Origin of the sequence: Trichococcus sp. K1Tr (assembly GCF_028309625.1) — a bacterium.
Classification (GTDB): domain Bacteria; phylum Bacillota; class Bacilli; order Lactobacillales; family Aerococcaceae; genus Trichococcus.
Genome location: NZ_JAQMHR010000003.1, coordinates 295,344 through 318,944, shown reverse-complemented (window position 1 = coordinate 318,944; position 23,601 = coordinate 295,344). Strand labels below are relative to the sequence as shown.

The following is a 23,601-nucleotide window of genomic DNA, read 5'->3' as shown; positions in this document are numbered from 1 at the left end:
TTGGACTCGGGTTGTCCGATTCTTCCCGGTTATCGGACAACTTCCGTTGTGATCATGCCCGGGTTGTCCGATTCTTCCCGGTTATCGGACAACCTCCGTTGTGATCATGCCCGCGTTGTCCGATTCTTCCCGGTTATCGGACAACCTCCGTTGTGATCATGCCCGGGTTGTCCGATTCTTCTCGGTTATCGGACAACGCAACAACCCAAGCCATCCCCGGCTGAATCCAGATATGAAAAACACACTCAAGTACCCATAAGCACCAACTAAACATGCAAAAAAACAGGGCTATCCATATAGGAATACCGCCCTGTTTTTGATGATTTAATCTCCCAAGTTCAACACTTCTTGCAGTGACGGGATGGATTGCATGCCGCCTGGTCGTGTCGTCACCAATGCGGCTACACGGTTGGCGAACGTGCCCATCTCGCGTATTTCATCCAAACTACAGTCTTCCCAAGCAGCCTTACCCGCTATCTGATAGAGGAAGGACCCGATGAACGAGTCACCTGCCCCTGTCGTATCAACCGCTTGGACGCTGATCCCTTCAACGCTGGCCTTCTCGCCTTTGAAGTACAAGTCCGCTCCGTTTTTCCCTTTTGTATAGATCAACAGTTTTGGCTCCGTCTTAAGCAATGCCGCTAGCCCAGCCTCTTCTGAATCCTTGCCCGTTATGAACGCCAATTCATCATCGCTGATTTTCAGGATGTCCGCATACGGGAGGAATTCTTGGATCGTCTGTTTCAGCATTTCCGGATTCGGCCAAAGATTCAAGCGGACATTCGGGTCAAAAACAATCGTCCCGCCTGCCTGCTTCATTTTCTCCAAAGCCGCAAGATGCGCATACTTTACGGGGGCTTCAATCAGATCGACCGAGCAAAAGTGCAGAATGTCTTCAGCGCTGAAAACAAGTTCTTTCAGTTCTTCCTTGTCCAACAGCATGTCCGCGCTGGGATTGCGGTAGAAACTGAATTCGCGTTCCCCGTTCGCCTGGAGCGACACGAATGCCAGCGCCGTGTTTGCCTCGGCGGTCCTGAACAGGTGACGGATATCGACCTGATTCTGTTTGAGGACATCTGTCAGATAATCCCCGAATGCATCCTGACCAACTTTGCCGATGAAGCTCGCCTTTCCGCCCAAGCGGCTGACCGTCACAGCCACATTTGCCGGCGCACCACCCGGTTGCTTAGTAAACCCATGGACATCTTTCAAGGGCACACCGATTTCGCTCGGGAAAAAATCAATCAGTATTTCTCCAATCGTATAAACTCTCCGCATAACGTCTCCTTCCCATTGCAGCAATTTTTTCAAAAATTCGATTTCCCAATCAGATGAAGGGCGTAAAAGTCGCTTCCTCAAACACCGCTTTTCCGCTGCATTCAAAAGAAATGCCCGTCGCTTCCTCGGTAGGATAAACGTTCGCGGTCATAACCGCTTCGCCATTTCTTTCAAACACTTCAACCGACGAACGATCCAAGTAAATGGCGAGTTCAAGATAGGATCTCTCGCCATTCAGCGTGACTTTGCGGCTGACAGGAGGTGTCGCTTCTTCACCTTTCAGCGCGATGCCGCTTGCGGATCGGTCGATTCCTAATTCATTTTTTTCTTTGTCGAAGGACACGATTGTTCTTTCGTTCTCGTTTTCGCGGAGAAGGATGGACAGTTTTTCCAGTTCGGAGATGTCCACTTTCAATTGCAGCAGTCCGCAATCCCCATCGATGCCCGGGATCGTTTCTTTGGCATCTTCCAGCGTGATGATCCAGCTGTTTTCTCCCTGAGTGTCACTGTTGGCTTCGATGCCAATCGGAAATTGCTTCAACTTGCCATCTTCCCATTTCAGTTCTCTCGGGATCGTCATGGAGCCTGTCCATCCGTGGCCCAGCGTATCAGTCGGGAAATCTCTTCCCCACATCTGCATCCAGCCGATGCAGATCCTTCTGCCTTTGTCATCCTCCAGGCTTTGGGGAGCATAGTAATCAAATCCGTGATCCAATTCTTGGTAACTTTCCGGGCGGAACTGCTTCGTCGTCCAATCCACCTCGCCGACAGCCAGTACCGACGAATTCAAATTTTGATAGTCATTGCCATCCTGCGGCCATTGCATCGGCGAGAAGATCAAGCAATCCTTCCCATTCAAGCGGAAGAAGTCCGGGCACTCCCACATGATCCCTTGTTCCTTGGTCCCCTTCAGGAAGACAGAGGCAAACTCCCATTCCACCAAGTCTTCAGATTGATAAAGCAAAATCTGCCCTGTCTCGTCGGAAGCCTTGGACGCGATCACCGTGTAGTACATGCCTTCGTTTTCAAATACTTTTGGATCCCGGAAATCGATCTGGGAAGCATCTTCCGGCAAGGCCGCGATCGGGATGACCGGATTTTGCTGCACTTTATCGAAATTCAGCCCATCCTCTGACACCGCCAGGCACTGCACCTGGTGATGCACGCCTTCTTCATCGGCTTCGGTTACACCGGTATAAAGCAGATATAGTTTTCCGTCCCGTTCGATGGCGCTTCCTGAGAAACAGCCGAACCGGTCATACGCCTGATCAGGCGCCAAGGCGACAGGCAAGTCTTCCCAATGGATCAAGTCCGTCGACTTCATGTGGCCCCAATGCATCGGGCCCCATTTCGCATCATACGGGTGGAATTGATAAAACAGGTGGTACGCACCTTGGTACTGGACGAAGCCGTTCGGATCGTTCATCCATCCCACTGGCGGTGATGCATGATAGCGATTCCGGTAAAGAGGATTCACCGTTTCCTTATTTTCTGTTATGTATCGGTTGGCCCTATCTGTTGAATAGGCCACTTGACTTTGGATGTTCACGCTACCCCTCATTTCTTGGATTTGATTTATGTTCTTTCTTGTTATTTATTGTTTGACAGGTATGTATCATAGGCATCTTGTTTGATTTGCATCCATTCTTCCAGTCCTAAACGGTTCAATTCCTCTACGTAGGCATCCCATTCTTCGGCGATTTTCCCGTTTGCGATCCATTCAGCACGTTTTCTGTTGACGAACGGCATCAAATCCGCTTCAATCTGAGCGATCCGGTCTGCCTGTTCCAATGACAAGAATACGCGTGGATAATTGAATTGATTGTGCACGTCAGCCAAGTAAGTATCTTTGTAGATGTCCAAACGCCATTGCGCATCATCCGGCATTGTCGTCACAGTTCCATAGTACTCGTCCAAGATAGCCAGCGGTCCGCCTGCTTCAGTTTTTTGGCGCAATTCACCTGGTGCAGTGCCTTCCAAAGGCAGGTGCTTCAGCGAGTTGGTTGCTTCTACGAACTCAAAGATATTCTGTTGTGTCTCGTCTCCGTAGGTTCCCCAGTTGTTCTGAACGGATTGAATCGGCACGTACATTTGATCGGCCCATTTGGCAGTCAATTCCAGATTTTTGTTGGCACTTGTGATGACGAAACGGTCACGGCTGAAACCGAAGCCGTTCGTGCGCGTCACATGTTTTTCTCCGCTTGGACCAGCCAGTGCCGGAAGCGGCTCGTAGGAATCGTTCGATCCGGAGACATTGGCTTTATCCCATGTGAAATACACGCCGAACAGTTGCTCTTTCCCTTTCGCCACGTAGGCATTCCAATCCTGTTCAAAAGCTTCCACATCGATCAGTTTTTTATTGTACAGATCATTGAAATAAGCAACGCCGTTTTTAAATTCTTCATTATCGGCAGTGAAGTCGATTGTGCTGTCTTCATTGACTACCAGGTGATCATCGTTGTCGCCGATGCCAAATGCGCCGAAGAGGAACTTCATGTCTTCGTTTCCGCCGTCGTTGATGAAGGACATCGGGATTTCATCCGCTTTACCATTGCCGTTCGGGTCTTGGGTTTTGAACGCTTCCAATACAACCATCAATTCTTCCGTTGTTTGCGGCATCTCCAAGCCTAACGTTTCCAGCCAATCGACATTGATCCATGGAATATCGTTCACGGTATGGATGGATTCTTTGTCCTGGCCCAATTCTTCAATCCACGGCAGTGAGTAGATATGGCCGTCCGGTGCTGTGATCATGGCCAAATATTCCGGATTTTCGTCCAATACTTTTTTGAAGTTCGGCATATGTTCATTGATCAGGTCTTCCAAGGGAATGATGATGCCGTCTTCCGCCCAGGAAAGCAGATCGTAGTCGCTGGCGCCGGCATTCCACATGGCATCAGGCAAGTCGCCGCTGGAAATGTCCAGATTTCTTTTTTCTATGTAATCCGAAGAATAGTTTTTCCATTCGACTTGCACGCCCGATTGCTCTTCCAAACGCTGGAAGATCAGCTTTTCATTCGGATCGGCCGGTGCCAACGGCGAACTGGAAGTGGACATCTTCAAGGTCACTGTTTCCTCCAACGGGAATGAGACGTCCGTCAATTCGTAGTCCGGAGAAGAGGCCCCGCCGGATGAACCGCATGCTGCTAAAGTCAGGACTGTTGCTGTGGATAATAGTGCCGTGCCAAAGTATTTTACTCTCATTTTGTATTTCTCCTTTATTTTGTTTTTATTTTGTATTGCGTGTTGCCTAGCCTTTGAGTGAACCTGCCATCATCCCTTTATCGAAGTACTTCTGGAAGAATGGATACATGACCAGAAGCGGCAAGCTGGAGATGACGATCGTCGAATATTTGATCAGTTCGGCCAACTGAGCCATTTCTGCCATCTGGGTGGCGGATCCGATCATGTCTTGTTGCGGTTGATTTTGGATCAGTATTTTTCGCAGCACTATTTGTAGCGGCTGCAGGTCTGCATCGTTCAGGTAAATCATGGCGTCGAAGTATGAGTTCCACTGGCCGACAAAAGCATAGAGGAACAGCACGAAAATGATCGGTTTCGCTAGCGGCAGCATGATTTTGAAGAATATCTGCAGTTCATTTGCGCCATCGATGATGGCAGCCTCTTCCAGCTCGGTAGGCAGTTGTTGGAAGTACGTCCGCGCCAGGATGATGTTCCAGATATTTATCGAGCCGGGTAAGATGATCGCCCAGACCGTATTCAGCATGCCCAAGTTTTTCACCAACAAATACGTCGGAACCAATCCGCCCCCGATGAACATGGTGATGATCAAGAAAATCGTGATGGGTCTTTTCCCTATCAGCTTCTTCTTCGAAAGCGGATAGGCCGTGAGGATCGAAACGCCTACTGTAATGGCACTGTATGCGGTTGAATAAAAGATGGAATTCAAGAAACCTCGAACGATTGCGGGGTCTTGCAGCACCCGTTTATAACCTTCCACGCTCCAATTGGCAGGATTAAGGCTCAACCCTTGTGAACGAAGAACGAACGGATCCATGAAGGAGGCGATGAGCACATATAGCAAGGGCGATAAGGTAACCAGTATCAAGAAACCTATCAGGATGCGGTTCAGAAACAGAATGCGACGATCAAATTTTGTTAAGGTTATCATGTTTATCCTCCTTTCTATAATGCGGCATCTTCACTGCCGACCTTGTTCGCGACTGCATTTACAGTAAGCAACAAGATGATGTTAATGACTGTATTGAATAGCCCAACGGCAGTAGAGTAGCCATAATCGCCCATCTGCAGACCGACTTTGTAGACGTAGGTCGAGATGATCTCCGAAACAGGCAGGTTCATCGATGTCTGCATCAGGAAAGCTTTCTCATAACCTACGTTCATGATCCCCCCGACAGAAAGGATGAACTGAATGACCATGATCGGGCGCAACGCCGGAAGATCAATGTACCAGATGCGGTACAAGATATTGGCGCCGTCCATGTGGGCCGCATCGATCAGATCTTGGCTCACGTTAGCCAAAGTTGCTGTGTAGAGAACCGATGCCCAGCCCATGCCTTGCCAAATACCGGATAGGATATACAAAGTCCGGAAATAATTCGGATCCGTCATGAACGTGATCCGCGAACCGGTGATGGTTTCAATTAATCCGTTGATCGGGCCATCCGCGGCCAGAAACATGAACAACATCCCCACGACGATGACCAAGGAAATGAAGTTCGGCGCGTACAGGATCAGTTGGAATCGCTTCTTCCATTTTGTGCTGATCAGATGGTTCAAAGATAATGCTAAGAGGATGGGTGGAAAGAATCCCAAGATCAGTCCGTAAATACTAATTTTGAGCGTATTCTCCAATAACACGGAGAAGTTCGGTGAGTCGATGAACTGTACGAAATTTCCCACTCCCACCCATTCGCTTCCCATGATCCCACGCAGCGGGTTGTAATCCTTGAAAGCCAAGAGAATGCCGTACATCGGGAAATACTTAAATACCAGCGTGAGTAACAGTCCCGGAAACAGCATATAGTAGAGCATTCGGTGCTGTTTGATGAATTCCCATTTGGACTGTGTGATTCTTTTCGGCTTGCTTTTCTGGCTTTTTTTCATGACTGATCTGACTCCTCCTTTTGGAAATTGAAACGTTTCCACTTTGCTTCAAAAAAATGTGGAAAGGTTCTTTTTCGATAATTGAAACGTTTCCACTTTAGTTCAAAAAAATAGTTTCTGAAGAATCGGCACACTACTTTTGAAATCGGTGCGGTTGATCGATCATCAAACTGCCCGCGATTTCAAAAATAGGGAAACGTTTATTCGATAATTGAAACGTTTCCACTTTGCTTCAAAAAAATATGTTTTTGATTTAAACATATAATAATTCAGTAACCGTTTTCTGTCAATACCAAAAACATATTATTTTAAAATTTCATTTTTCGTCGTCGGTCCTTCTACGTAATGGACTGGCAAAGTGATCTTCGTTTTGACGGGTTCGCCATCGATCACTTGGATGATTTTTTCGACTGCGGCTTTGGCCATCAAATCCACAGGCTGTCGGATTGTAGATACGATCTGTTTGCGCCCTGCTTCCATCTTGATGCCATCGCACCCGATGATCTGCACCTCTTCCGGCACTTTGCGATTCATTTCCTCCAAAACTTCCAGTATGTCCAAAGCAATAAAATCTGTGTGGGCAAATACGCCATCCACATCCGGATTTTCTTCGAGAAAAGTTCGTATCTCCTGCTTGAATTCCACAACAGGGTCTTCCCCATCGTAGATAGCATAAGGCATTCCCATCAGCTCAGCTTGCTCTTCGAAGCCCACTCTTCTTTTTGTCGTCTCGCTCGGAAAGCGTGAATGGGTTCCGATATACCCGAGTTTTCTACAACCCTTCTCAACCAGCTTTTCTACTGCTAATTCACCTGCATGAAAGTTGTCCGAGGTGACACAAACCGTTTCTTCCTTGAAATGACGGTCAATGGTGACGAAAGGCAAATGCGACGAGACAAAATTATCCAAATCCGAATAGGTGATGCCGATGATGCCGTCCACTTTATTTTCTTGAACCATCTGAATATATTCCAGTTCCTTGTCATTGCTGACATCAGAGTTGCACAACAGCAGCTTGTATTTATGTTCAGACAAATTTCGCTCCACATAATAGGCGAATTCCGAGAAAAACGGATGCCAGATTGTCGGAATGATCAATGCGATCGTGTGTGTCTTGTTCATCTTCAGGCCGCGTGCATAGGCATTCGGGATATAATTCAGTTCTTTCATCGCCGCTTCCACTTTTCGGCGGGTCGATTCTTTTACAGCTCCGGAATTGTTCAGCACACGCGATACCGTACCGACACCAACTTTCGCTAAAGCAGCTACGTCTTTCATTGTTCCCAATTGAAACACCTCCTTTCCTGTATACACTTACAATCTAATTATCATGATAGCAGAGTCAACAAAATAAGTATAGCTGCACTTTGGAGCATCCCTTTCTCATGGATCGTGCAATGCTTCATTCCATTCTATTACTTTAGCGATTTTTTCGGGAGAATGGGTTAACATTATTCGATTTCAGCCGACTATTATACAGGTATTTCTAATTTTTGGTTTATAGGCTATTATATCAGCATTTTACGAACCGTTTATTCGTACTTGTTTACATGGATCACTACTCTAAGGAGGCTAATTATGCGGAGACGAACGCTTCTCAAAAGATGTTTACTGATAACTTTTATCGTCAGTACATTATCGATCAGGCTTGCCCCCCCCGAAAGCGCATCTGTTTTGGATAATCAGGCAGCTGTAGCAGAAGCACCAAAAGAAGTATTACTGGATGTCCCTTTATTGAACCAAATGGATTATCCCGTTTTATATAACGGTTGCGAGGTAACATCGCTTACAATGATACTGCAGTACAACAACGTTTCGATATCAAAAAATGATGTTGCTGCTTGGCTCCCTTCTGTTCCGATTATTTATGAAAACGGCCTGCGTGGCAACCCAAACGATGCTTTCGTAGGTGATATTACCGGTTATAATTCTGGCTTTAGTGTCTACCATGGGCCGATAGCTGTCTTAGCTGCTAATTTCGTGTCATCAGATCGCATAAAGGATATCACCGGCAGCCCATTTGAGGCTGTGATTAATGCCTTGAACCAAGGATACCCAGTCTGGACAATCACTAGTACAAGCTATGCCCCAGTCGATGATATGGAGGTATGGCAAACTCCAACCGGTGAAGTCAGTATCAGCTATAATGAGCATAGTGTTGTAGTCGTTGGCTATGATGAAAACTATTTTTACGTAAATGACCCGTACGGCAAAAAGAATCAACCTGTAGAAAAAAGTAGTTTCATTGCCTCTTGGGAGCAATTCGGCAATCAGGCTGTCTATATTGAATGACCAAAAAAACGCTGAAAAATCGGGACAGAATGCGTTTACGCACATTATGTTCGGATGCACAAAGAGGCTGGTGGGCTTGTCCAGCCCTTTTCGTCGTTGGTATCCGATGACTTTTTTGAGCTTGCTCTCTAAAATCAGGATCTGTACCATTCTTCTCCGGCGAACGAAGGCTTCGCCGAAGTTCAGGATGCATTTTTGTTTGCCAGCTCCGATGAGGGCACATTCCTCGGGGGTAAGTCCGATTTTTACCGGTGTGCTCCGGTGAGCAGAGCGCTCACCGGAGCTGAGGACAGATTACACGCAATTCTCTGTTCAGCGTGCGAAACAAGCAGGGGCTATCTCATGACGAGACAGCCCCTCCTTGTTTTTCTGATCAAAATTTGAATTCTTTAACCAACAGATTCAGCAAGTCTGCCAGGCCTGCGATCCTTTCGGAATTCATCGAAACTTCTTCCATGGAACTGCTGATTTCCTGGCTGGCAGCCGATGTCTCTTCGACTCCGGCGGCGGATTCTTCCGAGATTGAGGCGATTTCTTCGATGGACGTGCTCATGTTGTTGGTATTCTCAGCCAAAATGGACAAATTATTGGTTACGCCAGAAATATTCGCCACCATACTATCCAATTGCATTTTCATCTGATTGAATGTACTGCTCGTCTTATCAATCTGTGCGGCACCCGACTTCACTTCTGCATATCCTGATTGCAAGGATGAACTTACATTTGTGGATTCTTTTTGGATAGTATCCACAAAACCTGTAATGTCCATGACTGAAGTGGCGACCTGTTCAGACAGTTTTCTGACTTCATCGGCTACAACCGCAAAGCCGCGCCCATGTTCACCTGCTCGCGCAGCTTCTATTGCAGCATTCAATGCCAGTAAATTCGTTTGATCCGCTACATTTTGAATCAGTCCAACCAATTTGTTGATTTCTTGGGTCTGATTTTCCAAAATGCTCATCTTATCTACAGCCTCTTGCATGATGTCCTGAATTTTGCTCATCTGCAGACTTGATTTTTGCATAAGTTCTTCGCCTTGAGTTGTATTCACAAGTATTTCTTGGGATCCGACTTCGATCTGCATGGCATTTTCATTAACGGCTTGGAACTCATCATTGAATACATCGATCACAGTCGCCAAGTTACTTGCACTGCTCGCTTGCGTTTCGGCTCCGGTCGCCAACTCCTGCATTGTGACAGCCACTTGTTCAGTGCCTAACTTCACTTCATTTGAAGCTTGGTGGAGGTCCCGACTGTTCTCCTCAAGTGTATGTGATGCTTCCGAAATACTGATGATGATGGCTTTCAATTGTTGCTGCATTTGATTGATCGCATCACCCAGTTTGCCTAATTCGTCAAAATGTTTGATGTCGATAGGTTCTCCATTCAGCTTTCCTTTTGTCAGTTCGGTTGTTTTGTCCATCAATAGCTTGATACGCTTCATCAAATCGGAAGAGATCAATAATGCGACAGCAACACTCAGTAATATCACAATCAATGCTATGCTGAAGGTAACTTTCGTTGCTTGATGCCCATTTGCAATAACGCGGTCTCCGTCTGCTTGAATGGACATGATTCTCGCATCGAGTGATCTTTCCATGGCACTGATGTTCTCATTGCCCAGTTGCTCGGATCTTTCAAATAATGCCTTTGTTGCTTGTTCCTGATTACCTGCTTGGTAGACGTTGATGACTTCTTCTCGCGTGATACGGGTCCACTCATCGATTCCTTCGAACAGATCCACAATCACCTGTTTGTTGCCGTTTGCCTCCAGAATTTCCGCTTGGATGGCTTCACTTTGCTGTGTGTACAATTCAAATAATTCCACATAAGTTGTATCTCCGGATAATAAGTAGCTGCGGACGACGGACATCCGGCTTGCCACCAGATAGTTGATTTCAGCGCCCTGTTCCAAAATAGGGACACTGACATTCACAATATTTTCAGTGTCTGCGTTGATTTCGTTGAATGTTCTGTAACTGTTGTAGCCTAGCATGAATATGGCCAGAATGATGATGGAAAACCCTACAAGTAGATTCGTGCGGATGCTTTTGAACTGCAGTAATTGGATCTTGAATTTTCTTTTCATTTTTGACTGTGCGTTTGTTGCTTCCAGATTTGATGCTTGCAATTGCTTCACTTCCCTTTACCGTTTCTTCCCTCTTCACCCGTTAGAGAATGAATCAGGCTCTTAAGATTAATTCGGTATTGTTTGTGAATAGTTAATAGCGGATTTGCGGGAAATTTCATAACAAAATTTACCACACAACAAAAAAGAACTGTTGTGCAAAGTATTGCACGGCAGTTCTCATCTCCTATATGGTTCATAGCAACATACTATTATACGATAAAATACTCTTTCCGTTTAAAATCATATTGAAGCGTGTTTTGCTGCTTCTTTTCTTGATCTTTTATCAGATACCCATCCTTCATTTCGAGAATACGGAAACGAAAATTCTCTATGATTCCTTGGTCATGCGTGGCCATCAATACGGTTGTGCCACTTCGGTTGATCTTGTAAAATAAACGGAAAATTTCCAAAGATGTCCGGGGATCCAAATTTCCTGTAGGTTCATCTGCAAGGATAATTTTTGGAGAATGTACAATAGCACGGGCAATCGCCACCCTTTGCTTTTCCCCACCGGACAACTGATCTGGATAACTGTTTGCTTTGTCCGCCAACCCTACAGTTTTCAGGGATTGATGTACCTTATCCGAAATAGCTTCAGGATCCTCACCGGTTACCTCCAGCGCAAAAGCGATATTCTCATATACTGTTCTACCTGCCAACAATTTACAATCCTGGAATACAATTCCAATGTCCCGCCTTAGATGATGTATGATATGGTTTTTCATTTTGCCGACATTGTGTCCGCAAACTGTTACGGTTCCCTTCGTGGGTTTGATATCCCGGTAGAGTAATTTAATGAAAGTGGACTTACCTGATCCGCTGGCGCCTAATACATACACAAACTCCCCTGCTTCGATGGTAACTGATACATCCTTAAGACTTGAGATACCCCTAGGATATTCTTTTGTTACGCCAGCCACTTCGATTATTGCCATCTGCTCTCTTTTCCTCCATCTTTTGCTCCCGCAGGAGATGCCTGTACTGTGTTATCTCTTGAATCCGTTTATGACACCCATAATCTCATCTGAAGTTTGCGCTGCTTTCAAATTCATTGAATAAGCGCGTTGTGTAACGATCATATCGGTGAACGCAGCTGCCAAATCCACATTGGACGATTCCAGAAAGTATTGCTGTATGCCTCCCAGTGGATAACCTTCTGCCGAGGAATACATACGCGTGCCCTCCGCCACTACATATTGGTTTTCTCCGGCTGGAACGAGGGCGTCAGTAGAAGCAGGATAAAACAGGGGAATTCTTCCCGCCAATGTCGCCGTGCCGTTGCTTCCTACCCATATTTCACCATTATCCGAAATCGATAGGCTTGCCCCGGAAAGGTCAAGAGTCGGCAACAGATTTTGCTCGATTGCGAGGGCATTCCCTGCTGAATTGGTCACTACGCCATCAGGACTCACTTGGAATGCACCATCCCGCGTATAAAAAATATTTCCATTCGCATCATTGACTCTGAAAAATCCATCTCCGGAAATAGCCAGATCGAAATCACCAGAACTTTCGACCAGTCCACCCTGGGATAGATCCATCCCGGAAACCTTGCTTGATACCCCTGTGGAAATCGTTAATTCCCCGAAACCATCAGAAAACAGCAATTTTTCATTTTCTGTTTGATTATTGACTAACAGTTCCTGAAAATTCACATTTTTTGCTTTGTAGGAATTTGTATTAACATTTGCAATATTGTTTGCAATATTATCCATACCTGTTTGGAATGCTTTCATGGCTGTATTTGAAATATTCATCGGTAAACTCATCTTCACCCGCCTCCTTCTTTCTATACTTTTCCGATTTCATTGACTGCTTTACTTAACGTTTCATCTGAAGCGTGCAGCATTTTTTGATTCGCTTCGAATTCCCTTGTAAGCTGCATCATCTGGACCATGTGATCTGCCATATCAACATTGGAAGTTTCCAGGTACGTTTGCAGGACGAGCGTGTCATCGTCCGTTGTCATCCCTGCCTGATAAGAAAATAACGTTTCCCCAATCGATTGAAGATTTTCAACTTCCACATTATCCGTCAACAAAAAATGGACGCCGGTAGCGTTGACGTTTCCTGTCTGGTCGACAGTAAATGGCACACTGCCTGCTGGAATAGTAGCTATTTGTCCAGTTTGGGTTCTTCCGAGCACCAAGTAGCCTTCCTGAGTAGTCAGATTGCCGGTTGCGTCCACCGAAAAGTTGCCGTTTCGCGTAACTGCTTGTTCACCGTTGGGCATCTGGACTGTAAAAAAAGCGTCTCCCATTAAAGCAAAATCGTTGGATGAAGCCGTTCCCTTGAGACCGCCTTGGGTCAGATTGCGGTAAGCTGTATCTATCTGATTTCCGAAATTCAGTCCATCAATCAGATTCTGTTGGTTCAGCATCGGACCGTTCAAGTTATTCCCGAATTGAAAAGTCTCGGTAGTACTTTGAATAAGTTCTTGATATTTGTACCCGCTAGTATTCACATTAGCGATATTTGTGCTCAGGTTCTCTTGCTTTTTTTGCAATAAATTGAACTGGTGGCCAACTGTGTCCAAACTTCTAATCAAGTTCGTCTCTCCTCATTTCTTCTTTCAACTTCAATATCATTTTCCCATGGATTTGTGAAACTCTGGGGACGGAAACTTCCAGTATGAACGCAATATCCTTCAATGGTAATTTCTCAACATAATACAATTGTAAAATCATCTGCTCCCGTTCCTTCAAGCGGCCGATTGCGCCTTTCAATGCTTCCATCTGCTCGTTTTTCAACAACTCTTCCTCAACGGAAATGGCATGCGTATCGACGATCATATCTCCCAGTTCTACTCCATTGCCTTCATCATTAAAGATCATTTTTTCCAATGACTGAGTAGCCAAATACGACGCCGTGTCATACACTTGCCCTAATTGTTTGGCAGTAATATGAAGTTCTTGGCATATTTCCTCTTCAGTGGGTATTCTTTTTAAACTGTGCTGAAGCGACTCCACTGCAAGCCTGTAATCCTTTAATTTATTCATTCCTGTGCGAGAAACCGGACCATTACGTCGAATTTCATCGATTATGGCCCCTTTGATCCGAATAAATGCATAATTTTCAAAAGGTACTTTCTTTTCTTCATCGTATTTATCGATTGCATCCATGAGCCCAATGACACCTATATTCACCAAATCGCTCTTCTCGTAATCAGGATTACTCAATCCAATGTGTCGGACCACTTTTTCGACTAGAGGCACGTACTTCAATATGAGTGCTTCTCTGTCCTCTATATTTTGCATATCCTGCTCCCATCTTCAAGTGATTAAAAAATTCATTTTTTATACTAACTATCTTGAAGGTTCAAAAGTAATGTCTTCGACTGTGCCGACTGATTCAATCGCAATTTCATTTGGGACTTCATTCAAAGATAATACAGCTATTTCTGGAAAATTAAATGTCAACAGATTCTTCAAAGAGGGTCTTATTTTTGGAGATACCAGCAGGACATGCGGTCTTCCCTCTGCTTCCAGATTGTTATGGATTTTCTTTATGCTGTCAAATAATTTTGTGACATTGTTTCCTTGAATGAGTGGAATCGATCCCGATGAAGATTTTTGGATATTTTTACTGAGCAATTCCTCCGTATTTGGATGAATCGTTACAACATTCAATACTGCATTTTCATCCAAATAATTTTTCACGATGGTTTGCTTCAATGTTTGACGGACATATTCTGTTAAAAGCTCAATATCTTTTATCGTGGTGCCATAGTCAGCCAATGTTTCCAATACAGTCACCATGTCGGTGATCGGGATATTTTCCTTCAGTAAATTCTGAAGCACTTTTTGTACTTCGCCTAATCTAAGAATATCCGGTATCAACTCATCAATGACAACATTATGCGTTTCTTTCAACGTTTCCAATAGTTGCTTCACTTCTTGCCTGCCAAGCAGCTCCTGACTATGCTGAAAAATGGTTTCCTTAAGATGCGTTACGAATACAGTGAGGGGATCTACCACGGTATATCCTTGCAAATCTGCCATTTCCCGATCATTCCCAGTTATCCACATGGCATCTAGCCCAAACGAGGGTTCTTTCGTTGCGATACCATTGAAAGCAAACTCTGTATCTCCTGGTGACAAGATCAAAAAGCGATCCATATATAACTCACCTTGAGCGTAGACGTTCCCTTTAATTTTGATCAGATACTGATTCATGCCCAGTTGCAGATTATCTTTAATGCGAATCGGTTTCAAAAGTATGCCGATTTCCGTAGCACACTGTTTCCGTATGCTTTGTATTTGGTTCATCAGATTATCGTCTTTTGATTCATCAGCTATTACAATCAAACCGTAGCCGATTTCAATGGAAATGGGGTCCACTTGATGGGCAGTGACCGTTTCTTCATTGGATTGATTTTGGAGCATGCGCTCTCCTGCCAAAATACGTTGTTCTTCAGTTATCCTCTCAAACTGTGTTTTCTTTTCATTTTGTTGAATAAGATAGCTCGAGCCACCCAATAGTATCGCTATTATTGAGAAGGTGAATGTTGGAAAACCTGGCAATAATGCGAAAATAATTAAAATAACGGAAACCAGATAAAGTACCTTTGAACTGGACATCAATTCCGGTATCAGCGATGTCCCGAATGTTTTTGCGTTTCCGGATCTTGTAACCAAAATCCCTGAACCGATTGAAATCAATAAGGACGGTATCTGGCTGACTAATCCATCACCGATTGTCAATCTCCCGAATTTATTCATTGCTTCCATGATGGGCATGCCTTGTTGAAGAGAATAAATGAGCGTTCCACCGATCAAGTTGATGAACGTAATAATTATGCCCGCGGTAGCATCGCCCTTAACAAACTTGCTTGCTCCATCCATCGCCCCAAAAAATTGAGTTTCCCGTTCTAAGTCGTTGCGTCGTTGTTTCGCTTGCTGTTCATTGATCAGACCGGAATTCAAATCAGAGTCAATCGACATTTGCTTTCCGGGCATCGCATCAAGGGTGAACCGTGCGGATACTTCCGATACCCGGCCTGCGCCATTCGTCACGACGATCATTTGGATGATGAAAATGATAATAAAAATGACTGCGCCGACAATAATATTATTTCCAGCAACCAAATTCGCGAAAGTATCAATAACCTTACCAGCATCACCCTTCGTCAGAACCAACCGCGTTGAAGAAATATTCAACCCCAACCTAAACATGGTTGTCAGTAAAAGGAGCGTCGGAAAGGTTGAGAATTCCAGGACATTTTTAGTGAATAACGTCAACAACAAAATCGTCATGGACAAGGCTAGATTCACAATCAACAACAAATCGAGAAGTGGTGCAGGTAATGGAATAATGATCATTGCCAAAATGAGGACGACAAACGTTGCAATCCCTACATCCATAAACGCTGAAGCATTCCCATTTTTTTTGGTTAGTTGTGCAGCCATTACATCACTCTTTCTCTCACTTATATTTTTCTCTTGTTGCTTTCATTGATCTGATAAATCAACGCTATCATCTCAGCTATCGCTTCATAAAAGTCCAATGGTATCGGCTGGCCGATTTCAACTGATCGGTACATGGCACGTGCCACTGGTTTATTTTCCATAATCGGAATATTATTTTTTGAGGCCACTTCTCTGATCTTTTCTGCCACATAGTCTGCCCCTTTGGCAACGACTACGGGCACCTGATCGCGTTTTTTATCATAACGCACGGCAATAGCCAAGTGCGTTGGGTTTGTGATGATTACAGTCGCAGATTCCACGTCCTTCAGCATTTGTTTACTGAATTGTTTATATTTTTGACGTCGTAATGATTTTATGTAAGGATCGCCTTCTGATTCTTTGTACTCATCCTTAATTTCTTGTTTGGTCATATTCAGATTCTTTTTATAGTCATATTTTTGATAGATGAAATCCACTATCCCCAAAAGAAACAACAAGATGGCCAGATTCGTGCTGATATCTTTGACCAGTTCCAGAATCAAAAAATAGAGTTTTTCGGTTCCCACTGCAGATGCATTGATGATGTAGTAACCCGATTTTTCGAACGATATATAACAGACGTATGCGATCAGAATCATCTTAAGAATATTTTTGATCAAAGTGAATAGCGCCTTTTTACTGAACATATTTTTAAGACCACTCACTGGGTTCAGTCTGCTCAGTTTAAATTTTAAGGCCTCTGTTGAGAACAATAATCCGGTTTGAATGATATTGGCAATCAAAGCACCCACGAAAGCAATCCCTAAGAAAGGTCCCGCTAAGATGAAAATGGCTAAGATGGCCTTCATCCCGATATCATTGAGATTATTTTCAAGGCCACCCACATCATAATTCACTGCCAATTCCCTTTTCAGATAAACATACCCATATTGAAGGGCATGCGTGGATAGAGCAATTGCAAACATCAGGAACATGATATAAGTAAAGGCGGAATTGAATTCTTGACTCTTGGCTATCTCTCCACGTTTTCGTGCATCCTTCAGCTTTTTTGGGGTGGGTTTTTCAGTCTTCCCATCTTTCTCACTCACATGATCACCTCTCCATCAGCTTAGTGACTGGATAAATTCAGTCATGTATTTCACCATCAATGGCAGCATCTCTGTCATGCTGTCCATTAAATTAGGCAACAGAATCAGCATAAGTGACATACTGACCAGAATCTTTAAAGGCATGCTAAGCATCAACACATTTATCTGAGGCACCGTGCGCGAGAGCACTCCCAAAACGACTTCCGTCAACAAGGCCGCAATAACGATTGGCGCTGAAAGATTCAACGCTATCTCAAACATCCTCGTGAATAAAGTGACAATTCCTTTCACTCCGAAATCTCCTACGGAAAACTCCTCTATGGGAAAAACAGTGAATCCAAATACCAATGCCCGCAAGACATGATGGTGCATATCCGTAAAAAAGAAGATGGACAGCGCCATCCAATAATATATTTTCCCGAAGTAGGAAGCCTGAACCCCTATGGCAGGATCAAAGACGGCAGACATAGAAAAACCCACCTGAAAATCAGCAAAGCCTCCTGCTATCTCGACCGCATAAAAGAATAGGTTTGTGATATAGCCTAGCGCCAGGCCGACCAGCGATTCCTTCAGCGCGAAAAGCGCCAATTGCACTAATCCCAGCTCGGACTCCATGGCGGGTATCATGACGTAAACCGGTAAGCTTAGACCCAATGAAATGGAAATCTTTACAATGGTAGGTACACCTTTGAATGAAAATCCCTTACTTATAAAAACGAAAGCGCCTATCCGCATAAAGATCAATATGAGTTTCTGTAATGTAATCAGCATTCTTTACCCATCACAATCCAGCGATCAACTCGAATATTTTTTCTGTATAAGCGATCAACGCATTCAGCATAAAATTGCCGAATACGATCAACGCTCCGATTACGGACAATATTTTTGGCACAAAACTCAACGTTTGTTCCTGCAACTGTGTAGCTGCTTGAATGATACTGATGATCAAGCCTACCACCAATGCGATGGCCAGCGTCGGTCCGGCAACTATCAAAATGGTCATGAAGCCTTCTCTCAAAACATCTAAAACTTTTTCTATCGACATTCATGCCCCCCTATTGAAAACCTAATACCAGCGACTCAACGACCAAATACCAACCGTCCACCAAAACGAACAGGAGCAATTTAAAAGGCAACGAAATCATAACCGGTGATAGCATGAACATCCCCATGGACATCAAAATACTTGCAACCACGATGTCTATCACCAAAAATGGAATGAAAATCAAAAATCCGATCGTAAAGGCTGTCCGTAACTCGCTGATCGCAAAAGCAGGAATTAGACTGAGTAAACTTACATCTCCGGTGTTGGTTGGCATGTCATCCCCTTGCAAATCCAAAAAGAGTGTAAGATCTTTTTCCCTCGTCTGTTTTAACATAAAGTCTCTGATTGGATCCTCTGCTATGTAAAAAAACTCTTCAATCCCAATTGTATCTTCCATCAACGGCACCACTGCCTCATTGTACACTTCCGTATAAGCTGGCCTCATGATAAAAAATGTCAAAAAGGCTGCCAAGCCAATCAAAACAGTATTAGGAGGATTCTGTTGTGTTCCTAACGAACTTCTCAAAAAAGAAAAGACAATGATGATTCGCGTAAAACACGTAGTCAATATCAAAAATGCAGGTATGATACTTAGAAGACCTATCAATACATACATTTTCACGGCATCTGATGTCCCATCCAGAGCATTTTGCACCGTGTCAACGATTTCTGCGGCGTGAACTTTTTGAGGAAATGTCAAAAAAAACAATCCAACGCTACCTGTGACAATTCCCTTTTTCAACATCCTATTTTCTCATTCCTCTTCGCGAAATTCTTACATTCTCATCAATTTCTTCAAAAACTACTTGGCTTGTTGAACGATTATTTTTATGCTGCGATAGATCCAAGACTGCTTTTTCTTCTTTTATATCCTCAATGTTCAATTCCTTCAAAATTTCATTCTTTGAATCTGTACAGCTCATCAAAAAATAGGAATCCGAGACTTTAACAACACAAAGAGAAGATGTGCGACTTAATGGAATGCGCTCTACCATGGTGATGTATTTGCCGTTTTTATTGACGAATCGATCTAATATTTTCAACAGATAATTTATGGCAAAAATAACAAAAATCAACACGATAAAACTTTTTCCGATGTATAACATTTCATATTCCATTTCTTTGACGCACACCTTCCACTTTGCTATTGCATGACAATATTTGTAATGTATAAATCACTCGCAACTTCCGAACCCAAACTTTGATTGATTTTCAAAATGATTTCCTGCTTGATGACCAGAACACCCTCCGATTCGTCGAAAATATTGGCAGTAGATTTATTTCTGAGCACGCTGATGATCGCATCGCGCACAATTGCTGCCTTTTCGGTCAGAATTGTTCCGTTCTCTTCACCAGTTGTTTCTACTGACATTTCAATTTTCAAAAAATCATCCAGACTGCTATCATTGGATTGTAAATTTACAAGAAATTCTGCTTGGGGAACCAGTATGGTCTCTACTTCTTTTTTATTGAAGCTAGTGATCCATTCTTTTGCTTTACCGGTCGTTATCAAAGAACCGATCGTTCCTCCACCAATCATCAGAGCCACTAAAATTACTGCTATCAGAACAAGCCTTGGAACGTTCTGTTTCTTAGGCAACTGCGCTTCTTTTTCCATTATTTTGCCCCCTCAGGTTCATAAACCAACACAATATTGACTCTTCGGTTTTCGGCAAGCTGTTCAGCTGTGTCATTTGGGACAAGCGGATTATATTCTCCATAACCGACAGCCGATAAACGTGCGGGATCAACATTTTGCTGTTCAGCCAAGTATCTGAGAACAGCAATAGCTCTACCAGCCGATAATTCCCAGTTACTATCAAATTTTGGATCGTGATGGGGAACGTTATCTGTATGCCCTTCAATCACGACCTTATTTTCAAAATTACCTATTAATTCTGCTACTTTTTGTAAAGCTGGTGTGCCACTTTCGGTTATGACCGCGCTGCCTGGAGTGAACAAGAATGCTGCCTTCACGTTCATGTAGACACCATCTGCATCCATACTCATACTGATTTCTTCGGACAGTCCATTCTTTTCGACGAAATCTTTGACCTCTTGATACATTTTGATGACTTCTGGATCCACTGCAATCATCGTTTGACCATCTGACGTTAACAACTCATCCTGAGCTGCCTTTGCTTTTGCCGCTTCTATAACAGCCATGTCCGTTTTTGATAGGGAGGCGGTATCTCCAGTTGTGGCATTCACCCCAGCGTTCTCATTGTTCTCTGGAATCCATTGTCCTCCATCCAAAATGCTTTTCTGGCTAGAGCCCACAAAGGAATTTTGCAAGGAATTTGCCGCTTGGGTAAATTTAACATTGCTGACACTGGACATGGAGTAAAGTAAGATGAAGAAGGTCAGTAAAAGCGTCATCAAATCCGAGAATGTAGTCATCCATTCCGGAGAACCACCTGATTCAGTACCTTGTTTCCGCCTTTTACTCATATATTAATTTACCTCGCTTTGAACAGCATCAACGTTCGTATTCATATTTTTCTTATTGTTTTTTACAAGCTTGTTATCAAGGTATCCATTCAATTTCTGCTCGATTGTTCTAGGGTTTTGCCCCGCTTGAATAGATAAGACGCCCTCAATGATCATGTCGCAAACGTCCAACTCGGCTTCAGTCTGCATCTTAAGATTGGTCGCTATCGGAATAAACAAGAGATTCGCAAACAAACTTCCATAGAAAGTCGTCAACAACGCGACTGCCATCCCGCTGCCGATTGTGCTGGGATCATTTAGTTTACTCAGCATATTGATTAATCCGATCAAAGTTCCGATCATACCGAACGCAGGAGCCAGTTCTCCCCATTTCAGGAAAACGGCTTGTCCAACTCCATGCCTTGATTCCATATTTGCAATTTTTATTTCCAGAATACTCTTTATATCAGTAGGATCCATGCCATCCACTGCCATTTGAAGCCCATCTCGTAATATCAGATTGTCTATTTGACTAATTTCTTGTTCCAAAGTCAAAATCCCTTGGCTACGGGCTAGACGAGAAAGTTCAGTAAATTTCTCAATCAGATCATTTTTATCCACCTTAGACGTACTGATGACTTTCTTGAAAATAATTGGGATTTTTTTTATATCTGAAAATGGAAAGCTGATCAGCAAAGCACAGAACGAGCCCGCTAACGTTATAATTAAAGACGGTACATCGATAAATCCACCTATACTCCCACCCTGACTAATGGACCAAATGATTAATGCTGACCCTATGACAAGAGCAATCGGTGGGATCGGATTCTTTTTCATTTTCTAACCTCCGGTAAAGCAAGATAGATTTTTCTCTTATAGTCCACAATTTTTCCCACTATTTGGCTTGCCGGTTCGCTCACACGAATGTGCTGACCATCCGTCAAAGTTATTATCGTATCATAGGCTTCGTCGATACGGTAAATCAGGTCACAATTCAAAAAAAAAGCCTCGCCTGAAACACTGGTTAAAGCTATCATGGACTCTCCTCATTTCTTCTTGAAGTTTAGCGTTTCAATGCCAATAACTCTTCCAACATCGAGTCAGAAGTCGTTATGCTTCTTGAGTTTGCTTGATAGGCTCTATTAGCGATGATCATTTCGGTAAACTCGTTCGCAAGATCGACATTTGACATTTCCAAAAAGCCTGATCGGATGACGCCATAACCATCGTCTGCTGGAAAACCTAGTTCTGGAGCACCAGAGTTGGCTGATTCAATATACAGATTGCCTCCGGATTTTTCCAATCCAGCCGCATTAGCGAACTTAGCCAATGCAACTTGTCCGATCACATAGGATTCGCCATTCCCATAATTTCCGGTGATGACACCTTTAGCGTCAACGGAATGACTCTTCAAACCAAACACGTTGGTTGCTCCATTAGGGATACTGTCTGATGCTGAAATCGTTCCGTCAGCATTGACCTGGATATAGGCAGGCACACTCAGTTTTTCCAGAGTTTCAGTCCCATCCGGCTCAGTATTGTTGACGCCCATGACACTGTAACCAGCACTCGTCACCAAATTATTCTCGGCATCGAGGTAGAAACCTCCATCCCGGGTGTAGTAATTATTGACACCGCCATCTCCACTCACAACAAAGAAAGAGCTGTCGCCATTCTCTATCCCGAAGTCCAGTTCACGGCCTGTGGATTGCAGGGATCCACCGTTCATGATCGTGTCGATGGCACTTGTCTGGACGCCAAGTCCAACTTGCTTCGCATTTACACCTTCTTGGGCACTCGCAATCGATTGGCTGATCATATCTTCAAAACGTACCCTTCCGCTCTTGAATCCAGTTGTGTTTACGTTAGCTATATTATTTGAAATTACATCCATCTTTGTTTGTAAGTTTTTCATGCCTGTAACGCCAGAGTATAATGATTTTAACATGTGATTTCCTCCTAGTAGTTAACATCTTGATCCTATCTGTCATTCAAGGATCGCACGGCTTCCTTATCGGTCCAGTCGTTTTTTAATCTTTAATGAATTTTGTGCTGTCAATATTCATCACTGTGTCCAATTCATTCTGATTCAACGCGGTGATGATCGTTCGATTGTCGATGCTTGCTATTAATGCCATGTCTTTATAAAATAATAAAGAATTTTTTGAACCTTTATCATTCAGCTCATCCATCGCTTGGCTCAGGTTACTCATATCTTCACCCGCCAATGAAAATCCTCTTTGATCCAGACGTTTTTGAGCATGGTTGGAAATCTTCAACCCTTTGTCATCTGTACTTTGGCTCAGCGCCTCTTGCATGATTGTTTGGAACTCTCTTGATACTTGTTGCTTCTTATTAATCTGTTGGAGTGGCTCAACCCTCTTAATATCGGCATTCGCTCTTATGTCCATCCGGTTACTCTCCAATCGACTGTATGTCATTCAAATAGTAGTCCTTTCCTCCAATCATCAGCGTTGCAAATCCATTTGAAAATTTCACCTTATCCACTACTCCTGTGACGATGCTTGTTCCTCCAGTCACAGTAACGGTTTTCCCGATCATTGCTAATGCCTGTTGTTGTTGTGTCATCAACATGGTTGTGTTCAATGATTCAGTCAAATCTTTCAACTGTTCCATCGTACTGAATTGGATCATTTGAGCCATGAAATCTGTGGAGCCTCCACTGCTTCCCCCTTCTTCTGACATGGCAGGCATTTTTATGGCTGCAGCCATGATCTGCAAAAAATCATCCATAGAAAGATCAGAATTGCTTTGATTTTTATTGCTCACCAGCTGTTCCGTTGATCCGATCGTAAAATTTGGTGTGATATCCACTATACG

The 23,601-nt window shown here is 43.7% G+C and carries 25 protein-coding genes; 1 reads left to right on the top strand and 24 read right to left on the bottom strand.

The genetic code is table 11. The features are described 5' to 3' along the window. Positions 1–324: 324 nt before the first annotated feature. The 6 genes from PH235_RS07940 to PH235_RS07915 all read right to left on the bottom strand — a co-directional run bounded on the left by PH235_RS07940 (position 325) and on the right by PH235_RS07915 (position 7,644). Positions 325–1,278 (bottom strand): carbohydrate kinase family protein, encoded by a 954-nt coding sequence (locus PH235_RS07940; protein WP_272161826.1) that lies wholly within the window; start codon positions 1,276–1,278, stop codon positions 325–327. Between the two features lie 49 nt (positions 1,279–1,327). Continuing rightward, positions 1,328–2,827 (bottom strand): glycoside hydrolase family 32 protein, encoded by a 1,500-nt coding sequence (locus tag PH235_RS07935; protein WP_272161825.1) that lies wholly within the window; start codon positions 2,825–2,827, stop codon positions 1,328–1,330. A gap of 41 nt (positions 2,828–2,868) precedes the next feature. After that, entirely contained in the window at positions 2,869–4,482 is a 1,614-nt protein-coding gene (locus PH235_RS07930) for an ABC transporter substrate-binding protein (RefSeq protein WP_272161824.1), read from the bottom strand. A 46-nt stretch (positions 4,483–4,528) separates the two neighbouring features. Then, entirely contained in the window at positions 4,529–5,410 is an 882-nt protein-coding gene (locus PH235_RS07925) for a carbohydrate ABC transporter permease (RefSeq protein ID WP_272161823.1), read from the bottom strand. A gap of 14 nt (positions 5,411–5,424) precedes the next feature. Continuing rightward, positions 5,425–6,366, bottom strand: coding sequence for an ABC transporter permease (locus PH235_RS07920; protein WP_272161822.1), 942 nt, complete (start codon positions 6,364–6,366; stop codon positions 5,425–5,427). A 303-nt stretch (positions 6,367–6,669) separates the two neighbouring features. Then, positions 6,670–7,644 carry a LacI family DNA-binding transcriptional regulator gene (locus tag PH235_RS07915; RefSeq protein ID WP_272161915.1) on the bottom strand — a complete coding sequence of 325 codons (975 nt, stop codon included), beginning with the start codon at positions 7,642–7,644 and terminating at the stop codon, positions 6,670–6,672. Between the two features lie 300 nt (positions 7,645–7,944). Between PH235_RS07915 and PH235_RS07910 the strand changes: the two genes are divergently transcribed. Then, positions 7,945–8,658 carry a C39 family peptidase gene (locus tag PH235_RS07910; protein ID WP_272161821.1) on the top strand — a complete coding sequence of 238 codons (714 nt, stop codon included), beginning with the start codon at positions 7,945–7,947 and terminating at the stop codon, positions 8,656–8,658. Between the two features lie 373 nt (positions 8,659–9,031). Here the strand turns inward: PH235_RS07910 and PH235_RS07905 are convergent, their stop codons facing one another. The 18 genes from PH235_RS07905 to PH235_RS07820 all read right to left on the bottom strand — a co-directional run bounded on the left by PH235_RS07905 (position 9,032) and on the right by PH235_RS07820 (position 23,595). After that, positions 9,032–10,789 carry a methyl-accepting chemotaxis protein gene (locus PH235_RS07905; RefSeq protein WP_272161820.1) on the bottom strand — a complete coding sequence of 586 codons (1,758 nt, stop codon included), beginning with the start codon at positions 10,787–10,789 and terminating at the stop codon, positions 9,032–9,034. 209 nt (positions 10,790–10,998) lie between these two features. Further along, the gene (gene ftsE, locus PH235_RS07900; RefSeq protein WP_272161819.1) at positions 10,999–11,724 is read right to left on the bottom strand and encodes a cell division ATP-binding protein FtsE; all 726 of its coding nucleotides are present in this window, start codon (positions 11,722–11,724) and stop codon (positions 10,999–11,001) included. Between the two features lie 51 nt (positions 11,725–11,775). Then, positions 11,776–12,558 carry a flagellar hook-basal body protein gene (locus tag PH235_RS07895; RefSeq protein WP_272161818.1) on the bottom strand — a complete coding sequence of 261 codons (783 nt, stop codon included), beginning with the start codon at positions 12,556–12,558 and terminating at the stop codon, positions 11,776–11,778. Between the two features lie 20 nt (positions 12,559–12,578). Then, positions 12,579–13,337 carry a flagellar hook-basal body protein gene (locus tag PH235_RS07890; protein ID WP_272161817.1) on the bottom strand — a complete coding sequence of 253 codons (759 nt, stop codon included), beginning with the start codon at positions 13,335–13,337 and terminating at the stop codon, positions 12,579–12,581. Then, entirely contained in the window at positions 13,330–14,046 is a 717-nt protein-coding gene (locus PH235_RS07885; RefSeq protein WP_272161816.1) for a sigma-70 family RNA polymerase sigma factor, read from the bottom strand. The genes PH235_RS07890 and PH235_RS07885 overlap by 8 nt, the downstream gene beginning before the upstream one ends. Before the next feature lie 48 nt (positions 14,047–14,094). Beyond that, a complete protein-coding gene (gene flhA, locus PH235_RS07880) occupies positions 14,095–16,197 on the bottom strand; it encodes a flagellar biosynthesis protein FlhA (RefSeq protein ID WP_272161815.1) in 2,103 nt (700 codons plus the stop codon). A gap of 20 nt (positions 16,198–16,217) precedes the next feature. After that, a complete protein-coding gene (gene flhB, locus PH235_RS07875) occupies positions 16,218–17,285 on the bottom strand; it encodes a flagellar biosynthesis protein FlhB (protein WP_272161814.1) in 1,068 nt (355 codons plus the stop codon). 15 nt (positions 17,286–17,300) lie between these two features. Further along, positions 17,301–18,056, bottom strand: coding sequence for a flagellar biosynthetic protein FliR (fliR, locus tag PH235_RS07870; RefSeq protein ID WP_272161813.1), 756 nt, complete (start codon positions 18,054–18,056; stop codon positions 17,301–17,303). 10 nt (positions 18,057–18,066) lie between these two features. After that, positions 18,067–18,330: a flagellar biosynthesis protein FliQ gene (gene fliQ / locus PH235_RS07865; protein WP_272161812.1), complete on the bottom strand. Its 264-nt coding sequence runs from the start codon at positions 18,328–18,330 to the stop codon at positions 18,067–18,069. A gap of 10 nt (positions 18,331–18,340) precedes the next feature. Beyond that, positions 18,341–19,075, bottom strand: coding sequence for a flagellar type III secretion system pore protein FliP (gene fliP, locus PH235_RS07860; protein ID WP_272161811.1), 735 nt, complete (start codon positions 19,073–19,075; stop codon positions 18,341–18,343). 1 nt (position 19,076) lies between these two features. Then, positions 19,077–19,448: a flagellar biosynthetic protein FliO gene (locus PH235_RS07855; RefSeq protein WP_272161810.1), complete on the bottom strand. Its 372-nt coding sequence runs from the start codon at positions 19,446–19,448 to the stop codon at positions 19,077–19,079. Between the two features lie 26 nt (positions 19,449–19,474). Next, the gene (locus PH235_RS07850; protein ID WP_272161809.1) at positions 19,475–19,948 is read right to left on the bottom strand and encodes a flagellar basal body-associated FliL family protein; all 474 of its coding nucleotides are present in this window, start codon (positions 19,946–19,948) and stop codon (positions 19,475–19,477) included. Continuing rightward, a complete protein-coding gene (locus tag PH235_RS07845) occupies positions 19,948–20,781 on the bottom strand; it encodes an OmpA family protein (RefSeq protein WP_272161808.1) in 834 nt (277 codons plus the stop codon). The genes PH235_RS07850 and PH235_RS07845 overlap by 1 nt, the downstream gene beginning before the upstream one ends. Before the next feature lie 3 nt (positions 20,782–20,784). Beyond that, positions 20,785–21,597 carry a motility protein A gene (locus PH235_RS07840; RefSeq protein ID WP_272161807.1) on the bottom strand — a complete coding sequence of 271 codons (813 nt, stop codon included), beginning with the start codon at positions 21,595–21,597 and terminating at the stop codon, positions 20,785–20,787. Then, positions 21,594–21,797, bottom strand: a complete 204-nt coding sequence (locus PH235_RS07835; protein ID WP_272161806.1) for a flagellar FlbD family protein — start codon at positions 21,795–21,797, stop codon at positions 21,594–21,596. Before PH235_RS07835 ends, PH235_RS07840 begins: the two co-directional genes overlap by 4 nt. Positions 21,798–21,823: 26 nt before the next feature. Continuing rightward, entirely contained in the window at positions 21,824–22,708 is an 885-nt protein-coding gene (locus PH235_RS07830; RefSeq protein WP_272161805.1) for a flagellar hook-basal body complex protein, read from the bottom strand. A gap of 82 nt (positions 22,709–22,790) precedes the next feature. Further along, positions 22,791–23,171: a flagellar biosynthesis protein gene (locus tag PH235_RS07825; protein ID WP_272161804.1), complete on the bottom strand. Its 381-nt coding sequence runs from the start codon at positions 23,169–23,171 to the stop codon at positions 22,791–22,793. A gap of 4 nt (positions 23,172–23,175) precedes the next feature. Then, a complete protein-coding gene (locus tag PH235_RS07820; protein ID WP_272161803.1) occupies positions 23,176–23,595 on the bottom strand; it encodes a flagellar hook capping FlgD N-terminal domain-containing protein in 420 nt (139 codons plus the stop codon). Positions 23,596–23,601: the final 6 nt, after the last annotated feature.

Coding starts and splice junctions, on each gene's coding strand:
- PH235_RS07940 (WP_272161826.1), bottom strand. CDS start 1,278: ATGCGGAGAGTTTATACGATTGGAGAAATACTGATTGATTTTTTCCCG.
- PH235_RS07840 (WP_272161807.1), bottom strand. CDS start 21,597: ATGAAAAAGAATCCGATCCCACCGATTGCTCTTGTCATAGGGTCAGCA.
- PH235_RS07910 (WP_272161821.1), top strand. CDS start 7,945: ATGCGGAGACGAACGCTTCTCAAAAGATGTTTACTGATAACTTTTATC.
- PH235_RS07885 (WP_272161816.1), bottom strand. CDS start 14,046: ATGCAAAATATAGAGGACAGAGAAGCACTCATATTGAAGTACGTGCCT.
- ftsE (WP_272161819.1), bottom strand. CDS start 11,724: ATGGCAATAATCGAAGTGGCTGGCGTAACAAAAGAATATCCTAGGGGT.
- PH235_RS07830 (WP_272161805.1), bottom strand. CDS start 22,708: ATGTTAAAATCATTATACTCTGGCGTTACAGGCATGAAAAACTTACAA.
- PH235_RS07825 (WP_272161804.1), bottom strand. CDS start 23,171: ATGGACATAAGAGCGAATGCCGATATTAAGAGGGTTGAGCCACTCCAA.
- PH235_RS07835 (WP_272161806.1), bottom strand. CDS start 21,797: ATGATAGCTTTAACCAGTGTTTCAGGCGAGGCTTTTTTTTTGAATTGT.
- PH235_RS07925 (WP_272161823.1), bottom strand. CDS start 5,410: ATGATAACCTTAACAAAATTTGATCGTCGCATTCTGTTTCTGAACCGC.
- PH235_RS07930 (WP_272161824.1), bottom strand. CDS start 4,482: ATGAGAGTAAAATACTTTGGCACGGCACTATTATCCACAGCAACAGTC.
- PH235_RS07920 (WP_272161822.1), bottom strand. CDS start 6,366: ATGAAAAAAAGCCAGAAAAGCAAGCCGAAAAGAATCACACAGTCCAAA.
- flhA (WP_272161815.1), bottom strand. CDS start 16,197: ATGGCTGCACAACTAACCAAAAAAAATGGGAATGCTTCAGCGTTTATG.
- PH235_RS07855 (WP_272161810.1), bottom strand. CDS start 19,448: ATGGAATATGAAATGTTATACATCGGAAAAAGTTTTATCGTGTTGATT.
- PH235_RS07915 (WP_272161915.1), bottom strand. CDS start 7,644: ATGAAAGACGTAGCTGCTTTAGCGAAAGTTGGTGTCGGTACGGTATCG.
- PH235_RS07850 (WP_272161809.1), bottom strand. CDS start 19,948: ATGGAAAAAGAAGCGCAGTTGCCTAAGAAACAGAACGTTCCAAGGCTT.
- fliR (WP_272161813.1), bottom strand. CDS start 18,056: ATGCTGATTACATTACAGAAACTCATATTGATCTTTATGCGGATAGGC.
- fliQ (WP_272161812.1), bottom strand. CDS start 18,330: ATGTCGATAGAAAAAGTTTTAGATGTTTTGAGAGAAGGCTTCATGACC.
- PH235_RS07845 (WP_272161808.1), bottom strand. CDS start 20,781: ATGAGTAAAAGGCGGAAACAAGGTACTGAATCAGGTGGTTCTCCGGAA.
- fliP (WP_272161811.1), bottom strand. CDS start 19,075: ATGTTGAAAAAGGGAATTGTCACAGGTAGCGTTGGATTGTTTTTTTTG.
- PH235_RS07895 (WP_272161818.1), bottom strand. CDS start 12,558: ATGAGTTTACCGATGAATATTTCAAATACAGCCATGAAAGCATTCCAA.